A 22,811-nucleotide genomic window follows, 5' to 3' on the forward strand; every position below is an offset into this window, starting at 1 on the left:
TGATAAACTCCCCTTTTTGTCATTTCTTTACTTTCTTTTGGAGTGAGAATAAAGTATTTAATGCTTGCAGGGGGTTCATCTCCAATAGATTAAGATTTTCAATTTCTTTTAAAATCTTTTTCTCACGGCTGTTCACGCCAGTTTCAGGTTTCTCAAACAAGGCCAGCTGTTCATTGAGTTGATTCGGGGCTTGATCACGAGGTTTAGCTTGTCCTATCTCCCCGCTTTCCAGTTCCGCCAAGATTTCTTGTGCCCTTTCAATCAAATCCTTGGGCAACTCAGCCAGTTCGGCAACATGAATACCGTAACTTTTGTCGGCAGGACCATCTTTCACTTTATGTAAAAAAACGAGCTTTCCTTCTTGCTCCGCCGCACTGACATGAATGTTTTTTAAATGAAGCAACTTTTCCTCCAAGGCCGTCAATTCATGATAGTGGGTAGAAAATAATGTTTTCGCGCCGATTTTTTCATGAATATACTCAATAATCGCTTGAGCAAGAGCCATGCCGTCATATGTGGATGTCCCCCGGCCGATTTCGTCAAACAAAATCAAACTGTTTTTGGTGGCGTTTGAAATGGCATTTTTCGCTTCCAGCATTTCCACCATGAAGGTACTCTGACCGGAAATCAAATCATCTGCCGCCCCAATCCTTGTAAATATTTGATCAAATATCGGTAATTCCGCCTGTTCTGCGGGAACAAAGCAACCGATTTGGGCCATGATGGCCGTTAATGCGATTTGCCGCATGTAGGTGCTTTTACCGGACATATTGGGCCCGGTGATTAAAAGCATCTCATACTGTTCATCCATTATACAGCCGTTTGGGACATATCCTTGGGAACCGATGACTTTTTCCACAACCGGATGTCTGCCATTTTCAATCATTAACTTGCGGGTTTCACTGATCTTTGGCCTTGTATAATGGCGGGTTTCGCTTACGGTGGCAAAGCTTTGATATACATCAATTTCACTAATTATTTTCGCTGATTGCTGGAGCCTTGGAATATACGTTTTGACAATCTGCCTGATCTCAAGAAAGATGTCATACTCCAGTTCGATGGACCTTTCATCTGCCTGAAGGATCAACGCTTCCTTTTCCTTCAATTCGGGGGTGATGAACCGTTCTGCATTTGTAAGCGTCTGTTTGCGTTCATAACGCCCTTCCTCGAGAAATTTTACATTGGCTCGCGTTACTTCGATGTAATACCCGAATACACGGTTATAGCCCACTTTCAATGATTTGATCCCCGTCTTTTCCCTTTCTTCCTTTTCCAAGGCGGCAATCCAATCTTTCCCATTCCGGCTGGCATCCCGAAGTTTGTCAAGTTCTTCATGGTAGCCATCTTTGATCATTCCGCCTTCTTTTACGGAAATGGGTGGATGATCAACAATCGACCTTTCCAGTAAGTCAGTCAACTCTTCACAAGGATCAAGACGTTCCGAAAGCCGTACGGTTTCCTTGTCCCCAATGCCGTTTAACAGTTCTCGAATTGCCGGAATTTGCATCAGCGATTTTTTAAGTTGTACCAAATCACGGGCGTTGGCGTTTCCAAAGGCGACCCTTCCGGCAAGTCGTTCCAGATCATAGACACTCTTTAACAGTTCATTCAGATCAAGCCGTTCAAAATAATGTTTCATGAATATATCGACGAGATGGAGCCGTTTTTCAATAGCTGTTCTTTGGATGAGCGGCCTGTCCAGCCATTGTCTTAACAGCCTCCCGCCCATCGCGGTCGCCGTTTCGTCCAACAGCCAAAGCAGAGTGCCTTTCACCCCTTTTCCCCTGATAGATTCGGTTAATTCCAAATTGCGTTTTGAATAATAATCTATCTTCAAAAATTGACTATTTTCATAGATTGAAAAAGGCTGCAAGTGATCTAAGCTGCGTTTTTGGGTTCTTTTTAAGTAATGCAGCAGCCGCAATGCGGGGGCATGCATCTTTTTATCCGTTATATGAACGAGAATGGGATGAAACTCTTCCTCAAAAGAGCATTGATGTTCGTATGATATGACGGCTTTGCTTCGTTCTTCGATTCTCTTCAAAAGCTGTTCGTCATCCTCTTGGCATGCCACAACCTCTTTGGCACCAATAGTGGACAACTCGTCCAACAACAACTCACAATCGCCTTCGAGCAAGCTCACTTTGCTCTCCCCGGTCGACAGATCGGTATAGGCAATACCATATGTATGTTCATCTATGCAACTAATGGCCGCTATAAAGTTATTTTCTTTGGCGGCCAATTTGCTGCCGTCCATTACCGTTCCAGGAGTAATGAGCTGGACGACTTCCCTTTTGACAACGCCTTTCGCATGTTTGGGGTCTTCAGTTTGTTCGCAAATGGCGACTTTATAACCCTTTTGTATCAGTTGTTCAATATAACCTGCGGCGGAATGATGCGGAACCCCGCACATGGGGATTCTTTCTTCTGATCCGCCGTCCCTGCTTGTTAACGTGATTTCCAGTTCTTGAGAAGCCTTGAGCGCATCTTCAAAAAACAACTCATAAAAATCTCCCAGACGAAAAAATAAAAAGGCATCCTTATATTCAGCCTTCACCCGTAAATATTGTTGTATCATCGGTGTATACTGACGCATTTATACCAGTTTCCTTTCTATTCCAAAAAGCTTATCCATGATTATATCATAACATCTGTACGTCTTTTTTTTCCAAAATAAACATAACAATATAGCATCCAGCAAATTTACCAAACTCAATTCTAACAGAGCCCTTTAAAGACGCCAAGAAAAAACCGGGAGCGGGTCCCGGATGTTTTAATCTTCTTCTTTCGCTAAGAGAAAATCAGTGTCTATCTCTTCAAAATCTTCATCATCCAATTCCTCAACCCAATCATCTTCTTCATCATCACATGCGCATTTATCCGGGTAGATTGCGACACACACTTTTGTTTCGCCAATTACTTCGACAAGCAATTCTCTCTCCGCATTGACCAATATTTTGTTTCCTTTCTTTGAAATCGTTGCTTCGACACAGTTAGGCTGTTGGAGTACTTTGACTGAAACGATTTTATCATCCAAACAATCTGGATCACGGTATTTCAGCTTGATTACGTCTTTATAATCAACTTTTTCCGTGACAACTGATGTTTTTGTATTGTCGTGATGGGAATACCAAATATTAAGATCAAAAGATCCGAAAATTTCTGCTTGATTTCCGACCTTTCGCGCTTCATATTTATGATTGATAGCCCAACAGCCCAGTATGCTCGAAGGATGGTACGGCGGTGAGATCGTATGGTTGGACTGTGTATATTTACGTCCTTTCGCTACGACCGCTTTCGTTATAATTTCTCTATGATCTGCCATTCGAGCGAAACCTCCTCATTCATGATCACTTCATCGTATGCATCGGCCTAGACTCATGTGCTTATTTTTGACCGTGCATCCCCGCCTAAAATAGGCAGGTTTCCTGGTGAATACATCATATGTCTTTGTTTACATATGGGTGTTGTTGGAGGCTCACTTTCTTGCAACAGCATATTTTATAAAATGTTTGATCCTTACTGCTTGCTAGTTGCCCTGACCTCGTGTGGGGAACTTACTAGCCCGGTGAATGCTAAATCAAGCCCGAATATGCGGCCATTCGAGACAAGAAGTTTTACTGTAAAAGAAAAACCGCCATCCGAAGAATGGCGGGTCGCTTATTGGCAACTGGAAGTGCTGTTTTTAATTTTTGATCCTGTTTCTCCCGTCAGCAGATCACCGCCGGTGGAGACCAGAATTTCGTCTGTTACCTTATTGGAGATGGCAGTTGCAACAAGCTGCAATAAATCATTGACATCTGTTTGCGACTGTTTAAATTCCTGAACGATGGGAATCTCATCCAGTTCTTTTTCCAAGTTCTCAATTTTTTCTTCTACAAGCTTCAATGCACGTTCTTTTCCGTAATGTTGGAAGTTCACTGCCTGTTTCTGTAAGCTTTTAATGCTGGCAATCATCTCTCTTACCTTTTGGTTTTCATTGATTTGTGCCTCTGCCCGCTTGAAAAAATCAACTTCCTCCGTATCGGCAATCATCTTTGCCAATTCATGAGCTTGATTTACGATATCGTCTTTTGTGTATTTAGCCATTACAATTCACCTCAACCGCTTCTCTTTCTTCAACCATCACTCCGTCAAGCGTCCATGTTTTTGCTTCGTTGATTTTTACATGGACCAGTTGGCCGATCGCTGATTTAGGACCTTTAAAGTTTACCAGTTTATTTTTTCTTGTATAACCCGATAATATATCGGGGTTTGTTTTGCTTTCTCCTTCTACAAGCACTTCGACAATCTGGCCTTCATACTTTTTCATCGCTTTGGCGGAAAACTCATTAACGAGCTGATTTAGGCGCTGGAGTCGTTCTTTTTTTACTTCCATCGAAACATTATCTTTCATCCGGGCAGCCGGCGTGCCTTCACGCGGCGAATAAATGAACGTATAAGCAGTCTCAAAGCCCACTTCCCGATACAGCGACAATGTTTCCTCGAACTGTTCATCTGTTTCATTGGGGAAGCCAACGATAATATCCGTGGATAACGCCACATCTGGTATAGCCGCTTTAATCTTTCTCACAAGCTCCAGGAATTGTTCACGTGTATAAACGCGGCCCATGATTTTTAAAATGTCACTGGAACCAGATTGCACAGGAAGATGAATATGTTCAACCAAGTTTCCTTTTTTGGCCAAGACCTCGATTAACCGATCATCAAAATCACGCGGATGACTTGTTGTAAAGCGAATTCTTGGAATATCTACTTTCCTGAGGTCATCCATTAAATCTCCAAGTCCATATTCCATATCATCGAAATCTTTGCCATACGCATTGACATTTTGTCCAAGCAACGTAATTTCTTTATATCCTTGGGCCGCCAACTGGCGGACTTCCTGAATAATATCTTCGGGGCGCCGGCTTCTTTCTTTTCCGCGAGTGTACGGAACGATGCAATACGTGCAAAATTTATCACAGCCATACATAATGTTAACCCAAGCTTTAATATTGCCCATGCGCACTTTAGGAAGGTTTTCGATGATGTCCCCTTCTTTGGACCAGACTTCAATAACCATTTCCTTAGACATATACGCTTCGTTTAAAATTTGTGGAAGCCGGTGAATATTATGAGTTCCAAAGATCATGTCCACAAAATGGTGTTTTTGCAGAATTCGGTTTACTACCGATTCCTCCTGGGACATACAGCCGCATACCCCGATGAGAAGATCCGGTTTTTCCAATTTCAACGGTTTTAAGTGACCCAGCTCACCAAACACTTTGTTTTCGGCATTTTCCCGAATAGCACAAGTGTTTAAAAGAATGACATCGGCATCTTCGATTGTTTCCGTATGGCGGTAGCCTAGCTCCATAAAGATACCAGCCATTACTTCCGTATCATGTTCGTTCATTTGGCATCCATACGTACGGATGTAAAACTTTCTCCCCTGTCCGATTTCGCGAAGCTCATCTGGAATTTCAAAGTCTTTATGGTACTCAATTTCTTCCCTGCCTCTTTTTCTCGCATCTTTCAGGGAAGGTGGCATATAGACAGTTTGGAAATATTGGCTGTAATCCTTCTCTTGTTTTTGGAAGGACGTTTGCTGCTTTGCTTGCTGGCTTTCCAAACGTTGTTTTTCGTTCATAAAAATCCCCTTTCTAATCACTAAAGACAAGGTGCCATGTGAATGGCATATTCTATATCAAAATGTATCAAGCACGAATGTAAGTGTTAACCCTTATTTATCCATACATTCTAATAGTATAATCTCTTTTGGGGATGAATACAACAGAAGGCTATGATTGTTGGCCATTTTTCGAAAAAACAAGGACGTTTAAAAACAATCGAGCGAAGCGGCTGCCAAGTTATCCGGATACAAGTTCACCACGCCGAATAAGCTTTTCTTATTTCCAACCCAATAAAAAAAGGCTCATAGAAGAGCCCTTATTTTGAATCTCTGTTCCCATTCTCCATTAAATTTTTGCCACCACTGTAAAGGCCGCTTGCGGAGAGTCCGAACATCAGGCCAATAATGATGCCTTCTTTTATATTATCTGCCAGAAGAAAAACACCGAATACGAGCCCTATAAGGATGGCTGCCAATGGTGAAAATTTTGCTGGAAGCCCATATATTTTTAACAACTGCACGATTCCGACGATTAATGGAACAATGGCAACATTATACAGTTCAAACATGTTACACACTTCCTTTTTGCCTTCTTGTTCCTTGTCATGGTTTGCGAAATACTTGTACTATATGTATACGTAAATGAAGCGGTTTTTGCACTGTACAAAAGATTATTTTCTTCCCAGGCATCTGCCCGAATTCCAATATTTAGTTATTTGGTCAATAAAAAAAGCTGCTCCCCTAAAAGTGAAGCCAGCTCAAATTGCCTTGTATGGGACGTTTTATTTATATTATCTCGGTTCCACAATCAACTTTATGGCCGTCCGTTCTTCCCCATCAATCAATATGTCTGTAAACGCTGGAATACAAATTAAATCTACTCCCGCCGGGGCGACAAATCCTCTTGCAATCGCAACTGCTTTTACTGCCTGATTTAATGCCCCCGCTCCAATTGCCTGAATCTCCGCGCCGCCTCTTTCGCGCAGAACGCCCGCTAATGCGCCCGCCACGGAATTTGGGTTGGATTTTGCTGAAACTTTTAAGATCTCCATCTACTGTTCCTCCTTGTCATTTCCCCATATCGATCGCATGAGTGAATGCAATCGCGGTAGACCTTTCCATTTTTACTATATTCGGTCGCAGGCGGAACTATTCCGGTTTGTCCGAAACATGTGGAAGCGTATTACTTGACTGTCAGCCAGCAAAAAAAGGCGTGTCGTCGTTGATTAATATTCTTTCAATGGAAGTCGCTTTACCAGAATTTTTATTGATTTGAATGATACAGGCACTCAACTGCTTTCGTCCGCTATTTGGCACTTCAAACCTGGCCGGCAACCCAGTAATAAAACGATAAATGACTGCATCTTTTTCCATACCCAGAATGCCATCGTAGGGACCCGTCATGCCTACATCCGACAAATAGGCCGTACCCCCTGGTAAAATCCGGTTATCGGCGGTCTGAACATGTGTATGTGTGCCAATTACAGCCGTCACCTTGCCATCAAGAAACCAACCCATTGCCTGTTTCTCGCTCGTTGCTTCCGCGTGGAAATCGACAAATATTATATCCGTGCGATTTTTTGCCTCAAACACTAACTCCTCGGCTTTTTGGAACGGGCATTCGAGAGGGGTCATAAATGTCCGGCCTTGCAAATTAATCACCGCTGCTTCTACATCATTTATTCTGACATAAGCGATTCCTGTTCCTGGGGCCTGAGGAAAATTAGCCGGTCTGACCATGTACTTGGCCCGATCAATAAATTCAAATATATTTTTATTATCCCATGCATGATTGCCGAGAGTAACGACATTGGCCCCCGCTTCAAGCAGCTGTTTATATATCTCTTCCGTAATTCCTCTTCCCCCGGCACTGTTTTCTCCATTCACGATCGTAAGATGAGGCCGGAAATGGCTTTTCAGTTTCGGCAAGTATTCCTTTACCATTTTTCTTCCTGGAGCACCAACTACATCTCCAACAAATAAAATATTCATGTAAACTCCTCTATCCTTTAAATTAAACGTTTTGCCCTGTCTATGTCCGCATCGGTTACATGTTTCCCGACTTAAGTTTTCCCGCGAACTTACGAGCCCATACTCTGGTGTGCTCTTTCCACAGAAAAAGCGGTGTGATGTCACACCGCTTTATTTTGCATATTCAACTGCTCTCGTTTCTCGAATAACAGTAACTTTTATGTGGCCCGGATAGTCAAGGTCTTCCTCAATTCTTTTCCGAATATCACGTGCAAGTCGATGGGCCTCCAAATCGTTGATCTGTTCCGGCTTGACAATGATTCGAACTTCTCTTCCAGCCTGAATGGCAAAAGATTTTTCTACACCATCATACGATTCCGAAATTTCTTCCAGCTTTTCAAGTCGTTTAATATAGCTTTCCAATGTCTCACTGCGGGCTCCCGGCCTTGCGGCAGATAACGCATCTGCAGCAGCAACCAATACAGATATGATGGATGTCGGCTCGGTGTCCCCATGGTGGGAGGCAATACTGTTAATAACAACAGGATGCTCCTTATATTTGGTACCCAGTTCAATTCCGATTTCTACGTGGCTGCCTTCCACTTCATGGTCGATGGCTTTCCCGATATCGTGCAACAGTCCGGCACGACGAGCCAGCGCTTCATCCTCACCAAGTTCTGCAGCGAGCAGCCCGGATAAATGAGCAACTTCCATTGAATGTTTCAGAACATTTTGTCCGTAGCTCGTCCGGTATTTTAAGCGACCGAGAATTTTGATCAAATCAGGATGCAGGCCATGAACTCCAACTTCAAAAGTGGTTTGTTCCCCGACTTCCCGAATATGTTCATCAACCTCGCGCCTTGCTTTTTCAACCATTTCTTCGATTCGGGCTGGGTGGATGCGTCCGTCTTGTACAAGCTTTTCGAGTGCGATTCTAGCAGTTTCCCGCCTGATTGGGTCAAAGCCTGACAGTATTACCGCTTCCGGTGTGTCATCGATAATCAGGTCTATGCCCGTCAATGTTTCAAGAGTTCGGATGTTCCTGCCTTCCCGGCCGATAATCCGCCCCTTCATTTCATCGTTTGGCAAGTTGACCACTGACACAGTCGTTTCGGCAACATGGTCGGCTGCACAACGCTGGATTGCAAGCGAAAGAATGTTTTTCGCCTTTTTGTCCGCTTCTTCCTTGGCTCGCGTTTCACTTTCTTTTATCATTAAAGCAGTGTCATGAGCCAACTCTTTGTTAAGACTTTCTAAAAGAAGTGACTTCGCTTCCTCGCGTGTTAGTCTCGAAATGCGTTCTAATTCCGCTTTTTGCTGGCGGATCATTTCATCCACTTTGCTTTCCATCTCTTCAATATGTTGTTGTCTTTCATTAAGAGAGTCCTCTTTCTTTTCAAGCTGGTCTTCACGCTTGGCAAGAGTATCATCTTTTCTGTCGAGGTTCTCCTCCTTTTGCAATAAGCGATTTTCCTGTTTTTGCAATTCAGCTCGTCTTTCACGAAGTTCTCGTTCAGTTTCAATACGAAGTTTGTGATTTTCATCCTTCGCTTCCAACAAGGCTTCCTTTTTCAAAGATTCTGCTTCACGCTTTGCATCTTCTAATATTTGTGTTGCAGAACCTTGGGCGCCTGTTATCTTTGCTTGAGCAAATGTTTTAAAGATGAAATAGGCAACAACTACACCGACGATAAGGGTAAGCAAAATGGAGATGATGAATATGGTTGAATCCATGATTTCACCCCCTCTTGCTATAAACTTGTATCATGCAATCTAACTGTCGGCTGGTACATTGTTACAAAGCTTTCAATATACAGAGCCAAGCTCAAATTTCACGTGAAAAAAATTTGTAAAATATACAAGTTAATTTTAAAGGTGTGGACAACTATTGTCAAGGGATGGCTCCTTGTTCACCAGTAAAAGATGAAACCGCCTTCTTTTTTACATTGAAAAACTTTCGCTTTTAACAAGAAGGGGGATGAACCCGGATAAAGATTGATGTAAAGATATATTACAGAATTTCAAACTTTCACCGTTGTTTTGTAATGTCCGCCAATCATTGTTGTGAGGGTTCGCCTTCCTTTTTGGAACCCTCATGCGCAGAGTTTCGTACCTCTCACTAACGAGTCGCTACAAGACAATGACAGTATACGTTCGTTTGATCAGCAGCCGTTACACGGTTTTTGACGTGAACAGGCTTTCTTTTATGCCAGCTCTGATTTTCCTTCCTCAAGTTCCCGGTCGATTTTTTCTCTGCTCGGTATGTGAACAGCCGAATGACGACAGTTCTGAGCGGTTTGCACCTGAGGGGCATAAGAACGCCTGCGGGCCGCTATGAGCATTGTGCAGATCAACGAGATCTCACCAGCTAAAAACGGGAGCCTTTCTTTTTAACAGCTCCCATTTGGATAAAGCTTGGATGGAGTCTCATCTTGCCGAACTCACCTTGCATCGTCCTTTCTAACCGATTGGTTCGAATGGAGTCGTCCCCAAATCGGGAGTTGGGTCCATGCAACATCTCGGCACACACTGTTAAGCTCTTTATCACTTTAACGTTCACATCTTCGAACTTGTATCCTCTATTCTGCAAGATCACTAGGCGAAAAACAAAAACAGCAAAGCCGGCGCTCTGCTGTTGAAAGGATCAATCTAACAGTGTTAATTCTTCCTGTTCTTCTTCATTATCTGCTTTTACTTCATCCAAGCCGTGATGGTTGCGGATTTTCACCATAATTTCATCCCGCAAATCTTCATTCTCGCGCAGAAACTGCTTGGCGTTTTCACGTCCTTGCCCAAGCCGCTCATCGTTATATGAATACCACGCCCCGCTTTTTTGAATAATATCCAGCTCGGATCCCATGTCGATAATTTCTCCTTCACGGGAAATGCCTTCTCCATACATAATATCTACTTCGGCTACACGGAAAGGAGGCGCCACTTTGTTTTTGACAATTTTAATCTTCGTCTTCGTTCCAACTACATCCTGTCCTTGCTTAAGTTGCTCGGCACGACGGACTTCAAGCCGGACCGAAGAATAAAACTTCAAAGCCCGTCCACCAGGTGTCGTTTCCGGATTACCGAACATGACGCCAACTTTCTCCCTAATTTGGTTAATAAATATGGCGATCGTCTTAGACTTATTGATTGCTCCGGAAAGCTTTCTGAGGGCCTGGGACATGAGCCGCGCCTGCAAACCAACGTGGGAATCCCCCATTTCTCCTTCAATTTCCGCTTTTGGCACGAGAGCGGCAACCGAGTCAATGACGATCATTTCAATGGCTCCGCTTCGTACAAGAGCTTCCGCTATCTCAAGCGCCTGCTCACCTGTATCCGGCTGGGATAAAAGTAGCTCATCTATGTTAACGCCCAGCTTTTGGGCATAAACCGGATCAAGCGCATGCTCGGCATCAATAAAAGCCGCCTGCCCCCCGCGAGCTTGGGCTTCCGCAATCGCGTGAAGCGCAACAGTCGTTTTACCCGAACTTTCAGGCCCGTAAATTTCAATGACCCTTCCTCTCGGGTATCCGCCAACACCGAGTGCAATATCTAAAGCCAACGAACCGCTGGGAATCGTCGAGATTTTACGATCAGTCTGCTCCCCCAGCTTCATGATAGAACCTTTTCCAAATTGCTTTTCTATTTGCTTTAAAGCCATATCAAGTGCAGCTTGTCTATCACTCACAAATTTTCCTCCTCGTATTTATCATGATCAATGGTGTGTTATATCAGTTCGAACTGATCTTATTATACCTTTTTTTCAAACCATTGCCAAGGAAAAAGCGAACATTCATTCTGGTATTTTTCTAGGCTGTTTTCTTGCAAAATTACAATTTGACGATACGAATATTGATTTTTAACGGAATGAAACAGTATAAATCTTAATTTTTGATGATATTAAAAAATGTTCCGCGGGCTTTAAAATGAAAGAGGGAGCATCCAAAGGGATGAAAGTTCTATATATGAGACAGCACTGCTTCGAGTACGATTCATCTGGTCTCGCGACGAGTTTTCCTTTATCTTTAATAGCACCACCGGCACGATAGGCTGATGATCGGATTCACGAGCATAGCCACTATTGCTCCAAAACAGCCAAAAGGGGGCGAGGGTGTTTTTGGGACACAATCAAGGCAAAGCGGCCACGCGAACTCGAAAAGGCACACGTTGAATTCTGGGGCTTGTACAATGGCGATAACTTCTTGAAATCCATCTCCACCAGCTACTTCAGAGGAATCCTGCAAAATCAACTCAGGTTTTGAAGTAGTGTATATGGCAACTTACATGCGGGATAAAGTGAAACTTCATTCAGTAGGGCTCCTACTGAATGTTAGTTGAACCAATCGGGCATTTAGGTGCCGTTTTCTTTGTATTCACCCAAGATTTTGAAGTGGGAGTCTTACGGCACCTTACATGCGGGATAAATGGCCCAGTGTATCATACGCAAGCTTTTAGCGTCGTCAAAATATATAGACTCCTGCGGGAATAGCTCGAGCTGAAGATCCCGCAGGAAAGCGATCTTTGCTTTCCGAGGAAGCTGAAGAGACCTGCGGAAAGCGAAATATGTTGACGTAGCGATGATAGGGATTTTTTCAACACAAATAAACCGAACAATCATAAATGAATTGTTCGGTTATTTCGTATTTGCTTATGTCCCAGCCCCAACGCTCTCACTATTAACTATTGTTGCCTGTTACTCGCTCTTACTAGTCAATTCTACGACTTTTTTGTAATTCTTTTAATAAGTGATAGCAACCCATTTTTACTGAACGTTTGCGATTTCCGTTGCGGGTTCCGGCCATTTTGGCAAGCAATGCCTTCGCTGGCTGGTCTTTAAAAGCAATGCCGATCCAGACTGTTCCCGCCGGATGGCCTTCAAGTGAATCAGGGCCTGCAACTCCGGTAAAACTGATTCCGATATCCGCACCAAGAGCTTCGCGGACGTTTGAAGCAAGCTCTGCCGCACATTGTTCGCTGACGGCGCCATGCTTTTCAATTGTTTCCGGCTTAACATTGCAAAGCTTGATTTTTGCTTTATTGGAATAACAGACAATCCCGCCAAGCAGCATGGTGCTTACACCAACAACTGATGTCATTTCCGACTGGAACAAGCCGCCGGTCAAACTTTCTGCTGCGGCAATGGTCAACTGGCGCTCTTCAAGCAATTTCAGCAATTCAGCCATGAGGGAAGTATCATCATATCCGTAAAAATATTCCCCCACTCTCTCTAATATTCGTTTTTCAATATCATCCAGCATCGAAACCGCCATGACTTCTTGTTCATGCCTGGCCGTAATTCTAATCGTCACTTCACCATCACCGGCAAGCGGGGCCACGGTCGGATTGGATTGCGATTCTATGAGATCCGAAAGCTCATGGGCTATTTGTGATTCACCAATATTAAAAAAACGAAGAACCCGCGATTCAATGCGCTCCTGTTGTTCAAGCTGGTCCAAGATGGCTTCTCGACCGTAAATCCTGAACATCGGTTTCATTTCATGCGGAGGACCCGGCAACAACATGTAGTACTTCGAGTCATTTTGCAGGAATATCCCGGGGGCCATTCCGTGTTCATTCGGAAGAACTTTTCCCCTCTCAATAACATCTGCTTGTTTTTTATTATTCGGAGTCATCTTTCTTCCAGTCCGCTTAAAGTATTCCTGGATCTTTTTCCAAGCGTATTCATCGGTTGTCAGTTGTTTGCCAAGGTGCTTGGCGACAATTTCTTTCGTCAAATCGTCTTGAGTCGGACCTAGCCCACCCGTAAAAATCAGAAGATCGGCTCTTGTTTCGGCCTGTCTGATTGCCTGAACAAGCCGGTCGGGGTTATCGCCAACGACTGTATGAAAATATACATTCACACCAATTTCCGCCAATTGTTGCGACAAATATTGGGCGTTTGTATTGGCAATTTGTCCAAGTAATAGCTCCGTTCCAACGGCAATGATTTCCGCTTTCATTCATTGATCACTTCCTGTCATTTCGAATGTTTAAAGATGCTCCGATTTATATGAAAGTACTCATAACCTGACCAAACAGTAAAGATAAGGGAAATGTAAAGCATAATATCCGCAAACGGGAAGTTGATTGCCGAAAATGGTATGTTATGAAGAAGCAAGGCACTGATGGCAACAATTTGCGTCCATGTTTTAATTTTCCCAAGCATGTTGGCCGCGACCACTTCCCCAGATCCCGCCAGAATCAATCGCAGCCCCGTAACGGCAAACTCGCGGCTTATAATCGTTATTACGACCCAGGATGGAGCCAGGTGCATTTCAACGAGTACAATTAACGCGGCGGAAACGAGCAGTTTGTCGGCAAGGGGATCGAGAAATTTTCCCAAGTTCGTAACGAGTTTTAACTTTCGTGCAAAATATCCGTCAATCCAATCCGTAATGGAAGCGATAATAAATACAACAGCACCGACAATATGAGCCGCTTTTATTTCGGTCCCAAATATATGCCAGCTTCCCCATTCAAACGGTACAAGCATTAATATAAGGAAGACGGGGATTAATAAAATTCTTGCTACGGTTATTTTGTTAGGTAAATTCACTATAATGTCCTCCCATCAAGAAAAGCTTCAGGCGCCTGAATCTAACCAGGCGATTTGTGTCCATTTATTTATACGATCCAGTCTGACAAAAAATAGCCGCTTTTAAGCGGCTGCTTCGCTACAAGATCACTCTCCCTTTTCAAATTGGATTTGAATATCTTGTTTTACATGTTGCTCTGGTGAATTCTCATACTCCAGCTTCTCCCCATTTACATAAATTTCCGTATCCAACGCTCGTCCAGCGACGATATATGCTTGAGTTTGTTCTGTCAAATCGAAGCTTTGGCTTTCTCCGTTTTTTAGCATTCCTTGAAACAGGGTTTGGTTGCTGCCATCTCTGATACTTACCCATGTCTCGCCGGTTGTAGTCGCACTGACCTTCAATTCGAATTTTTCGGCTTTGGACAGCTTATATGTTGTTACGCTGCCAGATACACCTTCGGCAGTTATACTTTGGGTTTCGGAGCTGTTAGTATCTTTGTCCTTTTTGTCTTTTTTATCTTTTTTATCTTCTTTGTCTTCTTTGTTTTGACCGTCCTCTTTGTTGTCTTTGCCTGAACCTTTTTCCTTGTCTTCCTTGTTAGCAGGCTGTTCGGGAGGAGTGATATCATCAGATTCTTCTATATCAACTGCTTGATCTTCTTTATTTCCTTCTGGCTGGTCAGCTGTATTAATGGACTTTGTAAAGAAATTCCAGATCAAGAAAAGTGTAGCGACCACAACAACTGTTGCTATGATCTTAGGCAAATACTTTAATAATTTGTTTGCACTTGCCGGCATGGAACTCCGGGACTGCACCCGGGAAAGCTGCTCTGTTAAATCTTCTTCATATGCAGCGGGTATTTCGGAACGATATTCTTCAAACAGTTCTTCAGGAGATAAACCAACTGCTTCAGCGTATTGCTTAATAAATGCCCGGGCATAAAATTTTCCCGGCATTATATCATAATTACCTTCTTCAATCCCAATCAAATACTTTTTTTGGATTTTTGTCATTGATTGAAGTTGTTCCAAACTGATTCCCTTTTCTTCACGAGCCATTCTCAGACGGCTCCCTAATTCAGTCAAAGCAAACACCACCAATCCTAAAAATCAAATCCGCCGAAACCGCCCATTCCTTGATTAGGAAAAAAGTTGTGCTTATTAACGGTTTCATATGTAATCTCTTCTTCCGGGTTGTTGCGCAGTTCAATAATGTAGTCAAAATCTTCAATGGAATACTCGGAATGTTCAACAAAAATATCCGGGTGCTCGATTACTTTGACTGCAGGCAGGCTCATAATTTCCCTGACTAGCTGCAAATGCCGCTCGTCCGCCCTTCTTCTGGAAACGATCCCGTCTATAATGAAAATGTTATTTTCATTATATTCATCTTTGATTAACTCTTTGCGGATCGTCTGCTTTAACAAGGTGGATGAAACAAACAGCCACTTTTTATTTGCACAGACACTTGCTGCAACAACCGATTCTGTTTTGCCGACTCGCGGCATTCCCCGGATCCCAATAAGTTTATGGCCTTTCTCTTTAAACAATTCGGCCATAAAATCGACAAGAATTCCAAGCTCATCTCTAACAAAGCGGAATGTTTTCTTATCATCGTGATCCCTTTGTATATAACGTCCATGACGGACTGCCAGCTTATCTCTTAATTTAGGTTCCCTCATTTTTCTTACTTTAATCGTTTCTACGGTTTCCAATATAGATTGAAGGCGGATAATTTGATCTTCGTTTTGCGCCCGAATCAGCAATCCACGCCGCCCGCTGTCTATCCCGTTAATACTGACAATATTAATGGAGAGCATGCCTAAAAGGGATGAAATATCCCCTAACAAACCAGGCCGGTCAATTTTGATCTCATATTCTAAATACCATTCTTTTCGGTCCATCTTTTTACAGCTCCTCAAAACGAAAAATGCCCCAACCATTCATTTCTAGCTTATATCATATCTGATTTTTATTAAAGTTAAAAGAAAAAAATGACGAAAAAAAAAGAGAGGAGTACGTCCTCTCTATGCTTCATCAGTGAGTGCTGTTATTTTCAACCAGCTTAACCATTACACGCGCGATGGCTTGTTGCTCCTCTTCAGACGCAACTGACCACAAATCTGATAACACTCTTTCCTGTTCATTTTTAGGATCAACTTGCTTTGCTAAATAGTCCCCAACCTGATGCGCCATTTGGTTAATAATCTCATCTGACATTCCTTGCCGTTGTGCTTGGTCTAGGCGGTCTCCGAGAAAGTTTTTCCATTGTTCCCAGTTTTCAAGTACTGACATGATCAAATGCCTCCTTCACTAAATTCGTACAATGTTATTATTTGTCACTTTACATGAATTATTCATGAATTTGGCATCGGCCGCAAAATGTCAAGTATACCAGCCGCCGTTCACAGCAATGACTTGTCCGGTTATGTAGGATGCCCTGCTTGATAATAAAAATGCTGCCGCTTCGGCGACTTCTTCCGGCCTTCCAAGCCTTCTCATCGGAATCTCTTCTTTCAGCTGTTCGAGTTCATCACTTGTAAAATGCTTTAACATATCGGTTCTGACGGCCCCGGGAGCAATACAATTTACGTTTAAACCATTGCTGGCCACTTCCTTGCTCAAAGCCTTTACGAAAGAAATCTGCGCCCCTTTGACAGTTGAATACAACACCTCACAAGCGGCGCCTGTCTGGCCCCAAATAGAACTGATTAATACAATTTGTGAAGCGTTGTTTCGCATCAGCTTTGGCAGCAAATGTCTGATTAGTGCAATTGGACTTTTTACGTGAAGTTGAATGGTTTGTTCCACCGTTTCATCATCAAGTTCTGTAAAAAGCCCAAAGGGAGCGTTTCCACTCGAATAAACAATAGCTTGAATATCGAAAATATTGTCAATCAGCTTTTGACAACCTCCGGCCTTTTCTAAATTTGCTTGAACAGGTATCATTTCAACTTCATGATATTCAGCAATTTCTTTCATAAGGGCTTTGATTTTTTCTTCATTCCTATGATAATGTAAATACAGATTCCAACCTTCTTTCGCCAATATTTTTGCGGTAGATGCTCCAATGCCTCCGCTTGCCCCCGTAATTAAAGCAAATTTTTTCATTAACATCTTTCCTTTCCGCTTAGGCGCTAATTCAGATGATTTTCCTCAAAAAATATACCTCTCCTTTCCAACAAAAGAGCCTGGCGCTAGCCAGGCCTTAACTGCCTTTTGGTATTACTTGGCAAACCGATATGCGGTCTTCGGAAAAAAATTGTTGCGCTGCGGTCACAGCATCGTTATGTGTAATGTTTTCTATAACAGGAAGCACTTCAAATAAATTGGAGTTGTTAAATGCATATCGGGTAAACTGGTTGGCGATAAATTCCGGTGAGTTCAAAGATCTTAAAAAGCCGCCAATCCGCTTCTTTTTGGCTCTTTCAAGCATCTCCTCCGTCAAGTAGGCCGATACATCCCCAAGCAAGATTTCATTAAGCCGCTTCGTCAAACGATCGGGGTCCCTTGTATCCCCCCCTATAATCGCAAACCCGAAGCTGTCTTCCTGTGTAAAATCATATTGAAACGTTTCGTCAATGAGCCCTTCATTATAAAGTGACTCGTAATGGCTTGAACTTTTGCTGAACAATGTATCAAGCAGCAAATTCATCACCACTTCTGTTTTAAGCAATTGTTTCCCCTCTGTCTCGGGTTGCATGGCTTTTACGCCTACTAAGCATTTGGCTGTCTGAACATCCATTTGCAAAACTTGTTTCTTTTTGGCGACAGTGGGTGGTTCATCCTCAAAGTGGCGTACAATATCAGCCGCTTTTTCAAATTGCTTTTTGCTTTGATCCGCGCGAATAAATTCCATCATTTCCTGTGGATCAACCGGACCGGTAATAAATAGCAGCATGTTGCTTGGGTGATAAAAAGTCTTATAGCATAGATATAAAAGATCGGCTGTAATCTCGGAAATGGATTCGATCGTACCGGCAATATCGATTTTTACAGGGTGGTTGTGGTACATGTTTTCAATGACCCCAAAATAAACCCTCCAATCGGGATTGTCATCGTACATCGTTATTTCCTGGCCGATGATGCCTTTTTCTTTTTCAACTGTTTTTTCGGTAAAGTAAGGCTCCTGGACCATATGAATAAGTGTTTCCAGGTTTTGCTTCACATTTGAGGTGCTGGAAAATAAATAGGCTGTCCGTGTAAATGACGTAAATGCATTGGCAGAAGCTCCCTGCTTACTAAACAATTGGAATACATCGCCATCTTCTTTCTCAAACATCTTATGTTCCAAAAAGTGGGCGATTCCATCGGGTACGGTTTGCAGTTGTTGACCGTTGAGCGGAATAAAGGTGTTGTCGATTGATCCGTACTTTGTCGTAAATGTGGCAAATGTTTTATTGAAACCTGGCTTTGGCAAAATATACACATCCAAGCCGTTTTCCAACGTTTCGTAATAAATGGTTTCCTTTAACTGCTCGAAAACAAGTGTCTTCATCATTTCTCCCCCTTTCCGCCTGTCAAAAAGTATATCGTATCCAATTGTACTTTTTTAGCGACGGCAACGACATCATCTTTCGTCGTGTTGGCCACTTCATGAATCCAGTCTTCCGGTTTAATGTTTGCCCGGGCAATGACGTTATGGTAAAGGACTTCAACCAGTCCTCTAGATGTATCGATCGCTTCAAGGAATTGGTTTTTGATCACTGCCTTTGTCTGTTCCATTTCTTGTTCTGTAAAATTTCCGGATTTCATGGAAGTCATTTGTTCGTGGATGATCGTTGTTGCCTGTTCGTAATTTTTATCATCAATTCCGGCCATCACCATGAGCAGCCCTTTATGACTTTCAATCCGGCTGGCCGCATAATAGGCCAAGTGTGCTTTTTCACGTACATTGATGAATAATTTTGAGTGGGGGAATCCTCCGAAAATGCCGTTAAACATTTGCAAATGGAAATAGTCCCTATGACCGTAGCGGATATTTGTACGATACCCGATATTTAATTTCCCCTGCTTTACATCCAGTCTTTCCACAATCGTTTTCAAATCCCTGTCCGGTTGCCCGCCTTCCGCATCAATGGTCTTTGGCGCGCGGTCTGTAAAGCTTATCTGTTCACAATATGTTTCAGCTTCCTCGCGGTCAATATCCCCGATAATATAAAGATCCAGCTCATCTTCCGCCAGGGCTTTTTCATAGTATTGATATAGAGATTCAGGTGTTATCTCATCTATCCGTTCCGCTTCTCCATGAACAAAAAGCGCGTATCGCTCTCCCTTGCACATTTCTTCGGTCAAACGGACGCTGGCATAACGCATTTTATCATCGTAAACAGATGTGATCCGCTGTTTTAAATTCCGCTTTTCTTTCTCGACTGTTTCCGAATCAAAAGCATTGTTAGTAGCATTTGGATGTAATAAGACTTCTTTGAGCAAAACCACGGCTTTTTGCAGCAGCGGCTCACTTCCTTGTAAATAAGCCTCATTCGCAATTTCAATGGTAAAAGTGATAATATGATATTCCCCTTTTTTGGCTAAATCCACTTGAAGCGTTGCTCCGTATAAATCATCCAAATAGGAGCGCAAGCTTGCCGTCGTTGGATGGTTTTTCGTCCCGCTTTGCAATACTTGCGGCAACAGCGCCCGCAAAGTGACTGTGTCCTGCTCTAAAGGAGCCTTCATTTTCCAGATAAACGTATTCGTTTTAAATTTATCTGTTTTTATCAAATGTAAAGTATATCCATTTATTTTTACTGTTTCTTCCTGGAGCAGCGCCATTCGCCACGCCTCCTTTTTACAATGAAAATAGGGCTTAAAATTGAAAAAACTTCCTCATGCATATCGTATGCCTTATTCCTTGGGGATATACAGCCTTGAACGTTTATGATGTCTGTTCCTCTGTCTGTTTCGGTATTAGTACTGCTCGAGGTTTACTCCCCTCATATGGACCTACTATTCCCCGAGCCTCCATTTCATCAATCAGTCTGGCAGCCCTCGTATAACCGATTCTGAATCGGCGTTGGAGCATGGAAACAGAGGCTGTCTGCATCTCCGCAATCAGTTGAACGGCATCTTCATAAAGCTCGTCCTCCACTTCAGCAGCTGTTTCCGGAATATCTTCCGGGATCATCTCTTCCTGATACTGTGCTTTTTGCTGGGATATCACAAATTCGACGACATTTTCAACCTCTTTGTCAGATAAAAATGCTCCCTGCACACGAACAGGCTTGGATGCGCCGACCGGCAGAAATAACATATCCCCCCTGCCAAGCAATTTTTCCGCCCCACCTGTATCAAGAATTGTTCTCGAATCGGTTTGCGAGGATACGGCAAACGCAATACGCGAAGGGATATTTGCCTTGATGACGCCGGTAATAACGTCCACAGATGGTCGTTGTGTGGCGATAATCAAATGAATTCCTGCGGCCCGGGCCATTTGGGCGAGCCGAGTGATCGAATCCTCCACATCATTAGAAGCCACCATCATTAAATCGGCGAGTTCGTCGACGATGACGACAATGTAAGGTAAAAGCGGCTGTTTGTCCTCCATTTTCACATTCATACGGTTGACGAACTCATTATAGCCTTCAATATTTCTAGTCCCGGTATGGGAAAACAGTTCATAACGTCTTTCCATTTCGCTGACTACTTTTTTCAGCGCCTGTGATGCTTTGCGGGCATCCGTAACAACAGGGGCAAGCAAATGGGGAATACCATTATAAACATTTAATTCCACCATCTTGGGGTCAATCATCATCATTTTCACTTCATGCGGCTTTGCCCTCATTAAAATGCTTGTAATGATCCCGTTAATACATACGCTTTTCCCGCTTCCCGTTGCCCCGGCTACGAGAAGATGCGGCATTTTATTCAGCTCTGCTACCACCGCCTCGCCCGTTATGTCCCTGCCTAAGCCAATTTGCAGCTTCGCTTCGGGCTTTTGGTGTTGTTTCGACTCCAGTACTTCCCTTAGCGATACGACGGCAACTTCCGAATTCGGCACTTCTATGCCAATTGCCGACTTTCCCGGAATGGGGGCTTCAATTCTTATATCTTTTGCCGCCAACGCCAGGGCTAAGTCGTCACTGAGGCTTACAATCCGGCTTACCTTTACACCTGCGTCCGGATGAACCTCATATTTTGTTACCGCCGGCCCCAAATGAACTTGCGTGACACGTGCTTTTACACCGAAGCTCTGAAATGTTTTTTCAAGTTTTGCCGCATTTGAATGGATTAATTTGTACTCGCTTCTTTGGTCGGCTGCTTTCGGCCTTACAAGCAAAGAGTTGGGGGGAAGCTTATAATCTTTATTTTCCACTTCTGTAAAAGTAAGAGGTTGTGATATGTCTTCGTCCGCCGTGTTTTCCTGTTTTGGCTTCACCGGCTTTTCGCTCTCCGTCACCATTGGCTGATCATGCGCAGCCGGATCTCGTTCCGTAAAACTCGATATAATGGGTTCCACTTCTTCCTCGACAACTTTTTTCACAATATCCTCGTTTTGTACCACTGTTTCATTTGCTTTTTCATCTTCTTTTCTCGCTCTTTTTTCTGCCTTTTCCGCCCTCCACTCTTTCAGGTCGTTTTTAAATGCCGCCCATTGTTTCTTAAAGAATGCCAGGCCCTTGAGACCTGCCGCTTCAATAAATCCTCCAATCGATTTGCCTGTCAAGAGTAATACGCCTGTAAAGATGAGAAAAAAGCTGATGATTTTCGTTCCGGTTGTGTCAAATAGTAAATGAGACCCCGAAAACAAAACGGCGCCGATCATCCCGCCGCCAAGGTCATTTGTCGATGTTTCATTTTGGATGATTTGCATGAAAAGGGAATATGTATTTTTAATCACACTGGCGTTGTCCAGCAGCCCTTTTTCCGACATAAATCCGAATAGCCTGATATGAGAAAACAAAAGTACGCTCGACAATATGAAATAGATGCCAATGAGCCTTCCCTTAAAAAAGGGCGGCCATTCCCTTTTAACAACAAAAAAAGCGGCCATATACAGTACCCAAAGCATCCCGGCCATATACCATTCGCCAAGGAAAAAGTAAAAGAAGTTGTGTATTCCTCGCCCGACCGCTCCCAATTTCACGATGGAAATTAAGCATAACGCGAATAACGCGATACCTGCGAGTTCAAATTGTAAGATCCTTTTCAATTTATTCGCTTTTCGACTTCTTTTTTTTCGTTTTGCCATCTTATTCACCTTGCGATCATTAAAAAATAAAGTGAAACTTCATTTCTTGGATGCCTTTCCCAAGAAATGTTAGTTGAACCAATCGGGCATTTAGGTGCCGTTTTCTCACACTTAGACTTTTTGTATTCACTCAAGATTTTGAAGTGGGAGTCTTACGGCACCTTACATGCGGGGTAAAGAGAAACTTCATTTCTTGGATGCCTTTCCCAAGAAATGTTAGTTGAACCAATCGGGCATTTAGGTGCCGTTTTCTCACACTTGGACCTTTTGTATTCACTCAAGATTTTGAAGTGGAAGTCTTATGGCACCTTACATGCGGGATAAAGTGAAACTTCATTTCTTGGTGTGCCTTTCCCAAGAAATGTTAGTTGAACCAATCGGGCATTTAGGTGCCGTTTTCTCACACTTAGACCTTTTGTATTCACTCAAGATTTTGAAGTGGGAGTCTTACGGCACCTTACATGCGGGATAAAGTGAAACTTCATTTCTTGGATGCCTTTCCC

The 22,811-nt window shown here is 43.1% G+C and carries 18 protein-coding genes; all 18 read right to left on the reverse strand.

Going from position 1 to position 22,811, the window contains the following annotated elements; translation table 11 throughout:
- Positions 1 to 19 precede the first annotated feature (19 nt).
- Positions 20 to 2,596 carry a DNA mismatch repair protein MutS gene (mutS, locus tag MHB50_RS09645; protein ID WP_077111660.1) on the reverse strand — a complete coding sequence of 859 codons (2,577 nt, stop codon included), beginning with the start codon at positions 2,594 to 2,596 and terminating at the stop codon, positions 20 to 22.
- Positions 2,597 to 2,773: 177 nt separating this feature from the next.
- Entirely contained in the window at positions 2,774 to 3,325 is a 552-nt protein-coding gene (gene cotE, locus MHB50_RS09650; RefSeq protein WP_077111661.1) for an outer spore coat protein CotE, read from the reverse strand.
- A gap of 335 nt (positions 3,326 to 3,660) precedes the next feature.
- Positions 3,661 to 4,089 carry a RicAFT regulatory complex protein RicA family protein gene (locus MHB50_RS09655; protein ID WP_077111662.1) on the reverse strand — a complete coding sequence of 143 codons (429 nt, stop codon included), beginning with the start codon at positions 4,087 to 4,089 and terminating at the stop codon, positions 3,661 to 3,663.
- Positions 4,082 to 5,632, reverse strand: a complete 1,551-nt coding sequence (gene miaB, locus MHB50_RS09660) for a tRNA (N6-isopentenyl adenosine(37)-C2)-methylthiotransferase MiaB (protein WP_077111663.1) — start codon at positions 5,630 to 5,632, stop codon at positions 4,082 to 4,084. Before miaB ends, MHB50_RS09655 begins: the two co-directional genes overlap by 8 nt.
- A 299-nt stretch (positions 5,633 to 5,931) precedes the next feature.
- Positions 5,932 to 6,183, reverse strand: coding sequence for a hypothetical protein (locus MHB50_RS09665; protein ID WP_340085203.1), 252 nt, complete (start codon positions 6,181 to 6,183; stop codon positions 5,932 to 5,934).
- Positions 6,184 to 6,405: 222 nt separating this feature from the next.
- A complete protein-coding gene (gene spoVS / locus MHB50_RS09670; protein WP_077111665.1) occupies positions 6,406 to 6,666 on the reverse strand; it encodes a stage V sporulation protein SpoVS in 261 nt (86 codons plus the stop codon).
- Between the two features lie 142 nt (positions 6,667 to 6,808).
- A complete protein-coding gene (locus tag MHB50_RS09675) occupies positions 6,809 to 7,606 on the reverse strand; it encodes a TIGR00282 family metallophosphoesterase (protein ID WP_077111666.1) in 798 nt (265 codons plus the stop codon).
- A 150-nt stretch (positions 7,607 to 7,756) separates the two neighbouring features.
- On the reverse strand, positions 7,757 to 9,319 hold the full coding sequence (gene rny, locus MHB50_RS09680; RefSeq protein WP_077111667.1) for a ribonuclease Y: 1,563 nt from the start codon (positions 9,317 to 9,319) through the stop codon (positions 7,757 to 7,759).
- 910 nt (positions 9,320 to 10,229) lie between these two features.
- The gene (gene recA / locus MHB50_RS09685) at positions 10,230 to 11,267 is read right to left on the reverse strand and encodes a recombinase RecA (RefSeq protein ID WP_077111668.1); all 1,038 of its coding nucleotides are present in this window, start codon (positions 11,265 to 11,267) and stop codon (positions 10,230 to 10,232) included.
- Between the two features lie 1,018 nt (positions 11,268 to 12,285).
- The gene (locus tag MHB50_RS09690) at positions 12,286 to 13,539 is read right to left on the reverse strand and encodes a competence/damage-inducible protein A (RefSeq protein ID WP_339163442.1); all 1,254 of its coding nucleotides are present in this window, start codon (positions 13,537 to 13,539) and stop codon (positions 12,286 to 12,288) included.
- Between the two features lie 17 nt (positions 13,540 to 13,556).
- On the reverse strand, positions 13,557 to 14,135 hold the full coding sequence (pgsA, locus tag MHB50_RS09695) for a CDP-diacylglycerol--glycerol-3-phosphate 3-phosphatidyltransferase (RefSeq protein ID WP_077111670.1): 579 nt from the start codon (positions 14,133 to 14,135) through the stop codon (positions 13,557 to 13,559).
- Between the two features lie 126 nt (positions 14,136 to 14,261).
- Positions 14,262 to 15,176, reverse strand: coding sequence for a RodZ domain-containing protein (locus MHB50_RS09700; protein WP_340085204.1), 915 nt, complete (start codon positions 15,174 to 15,176; stop codon positions 14,262 to 14,264).
- A gap of 44 nt (positions 15,177 to 15,220) precedes the next feature.
- A complete protein-coding gene (locus MHB50_RS09705) occupies positions 15,221 to 16,021 on the reverse strand; it encodes a DUF3388 domain-containing protein (RefSeq protein ID WP_077111672.1) in 801 nt (266 codons plus the stop codon).
- Between the two features lie 133 nt (positions 16,022 to 16,154).
- Complete coding sequence (locus tag MHB50_RS09710; protein ID WP_077111673.1) at positions 16,155 to 16,412, reverse strand: DUF3243 domain-containing protein; 258 nt, start codon at positions 16,410 to 16,412, stop codon at positions 16,155 to 16,157.
- A 90-nt stretch (positions 16,413 to 16,502) separates the two neighbouring features.
- Positions 16,503 to 17,228: an SDR family oxidoreductase gene (locus MHB50_RS09715; protein WP_205179991.1), complete on the reverse strand. Its 726-nt coding sequence runs from the start codon at positions 17,226 to 17,228 to the stop codon at positions 16,503 to 16,505.
- A 97-nt stretch (positions 17,229 to 17,325) separates the two neighbouring features.
- On the reverse strand, positions 17,326 to 18,615 hold the full coding sequence (locus MHB50_RS09720) for a pitrilysin family protein (protein WP_205179997.1): 1,290 nt from the start codon (positions 18,613 to 18,615) through the stop codon (positions 17,326 to 17,328).
- On the reverse strand, positions 18,615 to 19,892 hold the full coding sequence (locus MHB50_RS09725) for a pitrilysin family protein (protein ID WP_205179993.1): 1,278 nt from the start codon (positions 19,890 to 19,892) through the stop codon (positions 18,615 to 18,617). Before MHB50_RS09725 ends, MHB50_RS09720 begins: the two co-directional genes overlap by 1 nt.
- A 103-nt stretch (positions 19,893 to 19,995) precedes the next feature.
- On the reverse strand, positions 19,996 to 22,308 hold the full coding sequence (locus tag MHB50_RS09730; RefSeq protein ID WP_339163446.1) for a DNA translocase FtsK: 2,313 nt from the start codon (positions 22,306 to 22,308) through the stop codon (positions 19,996 to 19,998).
- Positions 22,309 to 22,811 lie beyond the last annotated feature (503 nt).

Source organism: Siminovitchia sp. FSL H7-0308, from assembly GCF_037980985.1.
Classification (GTDB): domain Bacteria; phylum Bacillota; class Bacilli; order Bacillales; family Bacillaceae_C; genus Siminovitchia; species Siminovitchia thermophila.

Bases quoted from the DNA above. Each gene is read 5' to 3' on its own strand.
- MHB50_RS09655 (WP_077111662.1), bottom strand. From the start codon at position 4,089: ATGGCTAAATACACAAAAGACGATATCGTAAATCAAGCTCATGAATTG.
- spoVS (WP_077111665.1), bottom strand. From the start codon at position 6,666: ATGGAGATCTTAAAAGTTTCAGCAAAATCCAACCCAAATTCCGTGGCG.
- MHB50_RS09725 (WP_205179993.1), bottom strand. From the start codon at position 19,892: ATGGCGCTGCTCCAGGAAGAAACAGTAAAAATAAATGGATATACTTTA.
- MHB50_RS09665 (WP_340085203.1), bottom strand. From the start codon at position 6,183: ATGTTTGAACTGTATAATGTTGCCATTGTTCCATTAATCGTCGGAATC.
- MHB50_RS09720 (WP_205179997.1), bottom strand. From the start codon at position 18,615: ATGAAGACACTTGTTTTCGAGCAGTTAAAGGAAACCATTTATTACGAA.
- MHB50_RS09690 (WP_339163442.1), bottom strand. From the start codon at position 13,539: ATGAAAGCGGAAATCATTGCCGTTGGAACGGAGCTATTACTTGGACAA.
- cotE (WP_077111661.1), bottom strand. From the start codon at position 3,325: ATGGCAGATCATAGAGAAATTATAACGAAAGCGGTCGTAGCGAAAGGA.
- MHB50_RS09675 (WP_077111666.1), bottom strand. From the start codon at position 7,606: ATGAATATTTTATTTGTTGGAGATGTAGTTGGTGCTCCAGGAAGAAAA.
- MHB50_RS09730 (WP_339163446.1), bottom strand. From the start codon at position 22,308: ATGGCAAAACGAAAAAAAAGAAGTCGAAAAGCGAATAAATTGAAAAGG.
- miaB (WP_077111663.1), bottom strand. From the start codon at position 5,632: ATGAACGAAAAACAACGTTTGGAAAGCCAGCAAGCAAAGCAGCAAACG.
- MHB50_RS09710 (WP_077111673.1), bottom strand. From the start codon at position 16,412: ATGTCAGTACTTGAAAACTGGGAACAATGGAAAAACTTTCTCGGAGAC.
- mutS (WP_077111660.1), bottom strand. From the start codon at position 2,596: ATGCGTCAGTATACACCGATGATACAACAATATTTACGGGTGAAGGCT.
- rny (WP_077111667.1), bottom strand. From the start codon at position 9,319: ATGGATTCAACCATATTCATCATCTCCATTTTGCTTACCCTTATCGTC.
- MHB50_RS09705 (WP_077111672.1), bottom strand. From the start codon at position 16,021: ATGGACCGAAAAGAATGGTATTTAGAATATGAGATCAAAATTGACCGG.
- MHB50_RS09715 (WP_205179991.1), bottom strand. From the start codon at position 17,228: ATGAAAAAATTTGCTTTAATTACGGGGGCAAGCGGAGGCATTGGAGCA.
- MHB50_RS09700 (WP_340085204.1), bottom strand. From the start codon at position 15,176: ATGGCTCGTGAAGAAAAGGGAATCAGTTTGGAACAACTTCAATCAATG.